General features: G+C 44.5%; 4 protein-coding genes. 2 read left to right on the top strand and 2 right to left on the bottom strand.

Annotated elements, in window-relative coordinates; genetic code table 11:
• The first annotated feature begins 14 nt into the window (after window positions 1–14).
• Window positions 15–1,133, top strand: coding sequence for a substrate-binding domain-containing protein (locus tag BCT81_RS25910; RefSeq protein ID WP_102426322.1), 1,119 nt, complete (start codon window positions 15–17; stop codon window positions 1,131–1,133).
• The gene (locus BCT81_RS25905; RefSeq protein ID WP_102426321.1) at window positions 1,130–3,634 is read left to right on the top strand and encodes an EAL domain-containing protein; all 2,505 of its coding nucleotides are present in this window, start codon (window positions 1,130–1,132) and stop codon (window positions 3,632–3,634) included. The genes BCT81_RS25910 and BCT81_RS25905 overlap by 4 nt, the downstream gene beginning before the upstream one ends.
• A 105-nt stretch (window positions 3,635–3,739) precedes the next feature.
• Here the strand turns inward: BCT81_RS25905 and BCT81_RS25900 are convergent, their stop codons facing one another.
• Both BCT81_RS25900 and BCT81_RS25895 read right to left on the bottom strand, forming a co-directional pair.
• Window positions 3,740–4,645, bottom strand: a complete 906-nt coding sequence (locus BCT81_RS25900; protein ID WP_102426320.1) for a LysR family transcriptional regulator — start codon at window positions 4,643–4,645, stop codon at window positions 3,740–3,742.
• 143 nt (window positions 4,646–4,788) lie between these two features.
• A partial coding sequence (locus tag BCT81_RS25895) for a BatD family protein (protein ID WP_102426319.1) occupies window positions 4,789–5,822 on the bottom strand: 1,034 nt, incomplete at its 5' end.

Below are 5,822 nucleotides of genomic sequence, written 5' to 3'. Positions count from 1 at the left end.
CTTTTATAGAGCTGATGAATAGAACATTTCACTTTGCGAGTTTATTGCTTGCTATCACTTGCAGCTCAACGAGTTTTGCAGGGTATCCAGAGGACGTATTTTTCAAATACGCAGAAAACAAAGTCACACGTGCTGTATCAAACCAAGTCACATGGGGAGGCCCAACGGAAGGTCCTGCCGTGCGCCATGAAAAGAACATTATTTTTGTAGCGTCGGATCTGCGCAACGGCGGTGTTTATGGCGTAGGTAAAGGGTTATCAGAAGCGATATCCAACATTGATTGGCACCTGCGTTTTATCGACGGTCTAGGCTCTGAAGTTCGCCAAGGGGCGGCAATAAGAAAAGCGATAGGTTTTCACCCAGATGCAATCGTGCTTGGTGGAATTGATGCTGTCCGCCACCAAAAGATCTTAAAACAGGCTCAAGATTTAGGAATTACTATCATTGGCTGGCACGCGACGGAGTTAGCAGGTGGAAACCCTGATATTGGTCTCTTCACGAATATCACGACCGATCCATTAGATGTCGCTGAAGTTGCTGCGCTGCTTGCGATTGTTGACTCCAACGAACAAGCAAAAATTGTGGTGTTTACAGACCCAAACTACGAAATTGCGATGATTAAAGCTAACGCTATGGTCGACACCATCAAGCAGTGTCGTAACTGTGATGTTCTGGAACTTATCTACCTTCCACTCGACCAAATCGACCAAAAAATGCCTGCTACCTTGAAGATGCTAGAAAAAAAACACGGCGACAATATCACCCATATTTTGGCGATAAACGACCTGTATATCGACTATGCCATCCCCTCCTTAGAATCTAACCTAGAAGAAAACAAACTGATTCCAAACAATATTTCTGCGGGAGATGGTAGCAAAGCCGCCTACAAGCGAATCAACAGAGATCAGTTCCAATCAGCGACTGTTCCAGAGCCTTTATACCTACAAGGTTGGCAAATCGTTGACGAACTCAACCGAGCATTCAATAGCATGCCACCAAGTGGTTATTCTGCGCCAGTTCACCTCGTGACTCCAAACAACGTCGCAGAGCTGATTAACAACGAAGCGACTGGTATTTATGACCCTAAAAATGGCTACCGTGAAGCGTATTTGAATATTTGGAAGCCGCAATGAAACTGAATCAAATAAACATTACCCAGCGTTTCATCATCTCCAACTTCATTTCGCTACTTATCGTCAGCCTTGCTGTGATCATGGTGATTCGCTCTTTATATTATGTTGAGTCGACACTAAAAAACGAAACCTCAACACATGTATCTGAGTTGATTGTGAATTCAGAGATCAGCCGCCGAGTTTTCACGCTTACCTCTCGAGTGAAGCTGCTCGAACAAACCTTTTTGTTCAGTGAAAACACCTTGTCGGAAGAAGCATTTAACGTTGACTACCAACTTCAAAAGCTCAGAGATCTATCGACCAATGAAGGGTTTTCACAGAAGATCGACGCGTTCATTGATAACTTCCATCGTTTCTTGGGTAGCTCGCTTGCACTCAATCGAATACTCAAGCAAACCAATCAAATTGATGCCACCCTAGCGGCACAATTGAACCAACTAGAGTTTGCGATTGCCGACAGCAAGCTCAAGCACCTTAACCAACATGACTTTATTCGTTATAACAACGAGCTCGATCTCATGAACATGTTGAGAGAGTCCTTTCTTACTTCAGGAAAAATGGTCGGTGATATCCATAGCCGCATTACGCCAGAAACAGAAAAAGTGCTTTTGATTAAAGTCGAAAAAGAGCTCGACATATTCTTACTGCACTTAGAAAACGTTGATATTGAAACAGCGGCAGTTATTGAACAGAAGAAGCGAATTCAGAAAACAGTTAAACGCTATAACGCGGCGTTAAAACGAATTCGAGCCAACCTTGAGCAACGCTGGCTGGTGATGGCTTCGCTTTTAGATGCGCAGAGCGACTTACTCGAAATGGTCGAGAACACAGAATCACGCGTTCAAAATCAAGCATTGGCCCTTACCGCTCAATTGGAAGAAGAGATCGGCGAGTCACGACTTAACGCCATCATGATCAGTTTATCTGCCGTTATCTTGTCTCTACTACTGCTTAACTATGTGGTAAGGAACCACATTCAAAAACCATTGAATGCACTCAAGCACGGTTTTGACCGCTTAGAATCTGGCAGCTTGAGAGAACCTATTGCACTTGGCAGAAATGATGAGTGGTCTCATTTGGAAAAAGCCTACAATGACATGGCAGGAAGATTGTCTGAAGCTTATCTAGAGTTGACTGAGGAGAAAAAGAACTTCGACTTTCTCGCGCACCACGACCCATTAACAGGGTTAGCGAACCGACTTTTAGCCACAAAAAAACTGGATGAGGAGATCAAACGTTCACGTGAACACGATTCCTGTTTCTTACTCTTTTATTTAGATATCGACGAGTTTAAAACCATCAATGACTCTCTCGGTCATGGACAAGGTGACAACCTACTTATCAATGTATCTAATATCTTAACCACCCTAATTGGCCATAACGGTTTTGTTGCACGAATGGGCGGTGATGAGTTTATGGTCGTGTTCTCTAACATCAGCTTGAGCGAAGGCGAACAGCTAGCAGAGCGTTTAAACCAATCACTTCGTAAGCCTTACTATACCGAAGACAACTCGATTTTTGTTGCGGCCAGTATCGGCGTATGTGAATACCCCACTCATGGTGCGAACGGTGAAACTTTAATTCGAAATGCCGACACCGCCATGTATCACGCAAAGCGTAATGGCAGAGACCAGTACCGCGTTTATGCCGATAAGATGACCCACGAAGTGAACGATCTCATCGAAACCAATATGGGTCTGCATCAAGCGGTTGCTAACGATGAATTAGAGGTGTTTTTCCAACCAAAAGTCGATCTGGACACGCAAGAGATCATTGGTGCAGAAGCACTTGTTCGTTGGCGACATCCGAAGCTCGGTCTACTTCCACCAGTGGATTTTCTGGAAGTGGCAGAAAAGAGTGACCTGATTATCGACATCGATAAATGGGTATTTAAGAAAGTGGCGAACCTAATTACTGAATGGCAACGTTCTGGAATCAATTTAGAGGGGGTGACTTTCTCTATCAACTTCTCAGCGCGAATGTTTTACATGACCGATCTTGCGGAACAACTGCAAGTCATACTCGACGAAACCGACTGCAAACCGCATCAGTTACTACTTGAGATAACAGAAAGAGATATGATGCGTGATTTCGAAACCTGTTCGAGAACCATAGAAGTACTTCATTCTAAGGGTTATAAGATTGCAATTGATGATTTTGGTACCGGCTATTCATCTCTTTCGGTACTAAAAAACCTGTCCGCTGACTGCGTCAAATTAGACCGTAGTTTTATCGAAGACATCAACTCATCCAAGGTCGATTACGAGATCACATGTGCAGTATTAAAACTTGCGCAGATACTCGACTTTTCAGTCATAGCTGAAGGACTGGAAACACAAAGCCATGTCAAAACATTACGCCAGATAGGCTGTAAATACGCGCAAGGCTATTTCTTTGCTCGACCTCTGCCTATCGATGACTGGGTCTCTTATTTTGTTGGCAATGCGGAGCAAGCATCACAAGCATCACAAGCATCACAAGCATCACAAGCATCAGTATAAGCTGTAGCTTCAAACTCAGTGGAATCAGTCGTTTTTGACCTACTCCAGACGTACTAAAAGCGTCTGGAGTGGGTCTACGAAACCACCACTAAACAAACGGATGCGCTAAGCCGAGACCTCTTTTGCTGCCGCTTTGATCTTGGCACGTAACCACTTGTGGCTTGGTTCGTTAGTGCGGCTTGGATGCCAAATCATACACATATCGAGATTGTCCAACTCGAATGGCAAAGGAAGTGTTTTAACCTTGTACTTCTCGGAAAAACAACGCACCGATGACATAGGCAGCATTCCGATATAATCAGAACTCTCGATCACTGGCAGCATCTCAACGACCCCAGCAGCTCGATACACTACCCTACGCTTTTCTAAGTCTCTGAAATGATCTGAGCTCAGTAAGCTTCGGCGTGCGTGCCATTTTGATACTACAACATGCTCAAGTGATAAAAACTGCTCCATATCGATGGAATCACCGATTGACGGGTGATCTTCTCGGCATACAACCACCAGCTCTTCAGTGGAAACGACCTCGTGCTTGAGCGTCGTTCGGCCTCTTGGCGTCATATCAATGATCACATCGTGTCTTTGCAGCCTCAGGTCAGACTCATAGTCTTCAGTAAACAGAGGATGGATTTCCAACGCAATACCCGGTGCTACCTGGCTGATCAGTTGCATCACCTTAGGCATCATTTCATAACTGGCCGCCGATACACAGGCGATAGAAAAAACGCGGCCAGATGTTTTAGGGTCGAAGTCTCTTGATGCAGACAGTGTCGACGTGAAGTTCTTCAGTGCCGCCGCCATTGCTGGGTAGATGTCCATTGCGAAAGTGGTTGGCTCAACACCTGAAGTGGTGCGGTGAAACAGTGGCTCATCATAGATATCTCTCAACCTCGCAAGTGCTTTACTCACAGCTGGCTGACTGATATCCATGCGGCTAGCAGCTCTAGACAAGTTCTGCTCTTCATAGATAGCGACAAATATAGGAATTAAATTTAGCTCGGTACTTTTCATACAGTTCCATATTAAAGAAGCAGGTTCCCTATAGTAGAGAACCTGCCGATTATGTTCGATGCGCATTGCTAAAAGTTGTGCGTAATGCCTCGATAAACCCCGAATTTTTATGGGTATTTCAATTAAACAAGTGCATCAAATGCCTACTTAATTTTGTCTTTTAAGTCTGGCAAGGCTTTAGGAATTTTCAAGCGACCTGCGATTGAGTGAGATACATGAGAGTTACTCCGACCATTGGCGAGTTTTTTTAACCCTTTCCACAAACGTTTAAACACGCTCTTATCTTCATGCCCTTGCTGAAGTGCAGCGCTATCATCCAGCCATAACTTTTCTATGCTAGCTTTCGATAACTCTAACTCCGTCGTTTGATATCGTAATTGAGTGTAAATAAACGTTCGTAATGCAGCCCAGTCGCCCTGCTTAAACAGACGTCTCATCACTAACCACGTCGGTGTTGGTCGGGCCGCGTAATAACGCTTACCAACAACAAACAGCAAAACACATGTTAACGACACTAAACCAATCGTAATGAATACCGGCATATAGGCTTTAACAAACGACTGTAATGTGTGCTTAGCTTCAAACACCTCACCTTTGATTACGACATCTTCTAAACGTTGTTTGTCGCTATTCCACCATTGGAACGAGAATTCAGGGAGCGTCAGTTCACCACCTTGTTGAATGACATAGACGGATTCTTCAATTCGGCTTGAACGATAGTCTCCTCGCTCTTGGGTATCAACAAGACGATTCGGTTGCGGATAAGCTTGATACTGCTGTGTAGATTCATTGGTTAACACGTTAGGTAGCAACACAGATAAGCTGTCTTTTGCCTTAATGGTCACTGTTCGAGTGATCGCATCGCCGACTTTCAGCTCATTACTAGAACGTTGCCACTTTTGTTCAACCTCAACATCCGTTGCTGCGAACCAAGGCGACTCTTCACTCAATAACCCAGAAGGTAGCGAAGCTTCAAACTTGATCGGTTGAGTATAAAGTGTACCAGTCACGTTAGAACCGTCGGGAGCTGATACCTTAAGAGTTACAGGTAAAGTCGGAATCGCAAATGAACCTGATGCCATTGGGTAAAGTGTGATTTCCCAGCGCTGGCGAGACCAAGTAGTTCCGCCTACTCTCTCGGTGTAATTCGTTGCAAGCTGATTACGCTGCTTTGCTA

Origin of the sequence: Vibrio sp. 10N.261.52.A1 (assembly GCF_002876325.1) — a bacterium.
GTDB lineage: Bacteria > Pseudomonadota > Gammaproteobacteria > Enterobacterales > Vibrionaceae > Vibrio > Vibrio chagasii.
This window is presented reverse-complemented; position numbering and strand designations above follow the sequence as displayed.

What these genes read in the sequence shown, in the direction of transcription:
- BCT81_RS25910 (WP_102426322.1), top strand. Translation starts at nt 15, where the DNA reads ATGAATAGAACATTTCACTTTGCGAGTTTATTGCTTGCTATCACTTGC.
- BCT81_RS25905 (WP_102426321.1), top strand. Translation starts at nt 1,130, where the DNA reads ATGAAACTGAATCAAATAAACATTACCCAGCGTTTCATCATCTCCAAC.
- BCT81_RS25900 (WP_102426320.1), bottom strand. Translation starts at nt 4,645, where the DNA reads ATGAAAAGTACCGAGCTAAATTTAATTCCTATATTTGTCGCTATCTAT.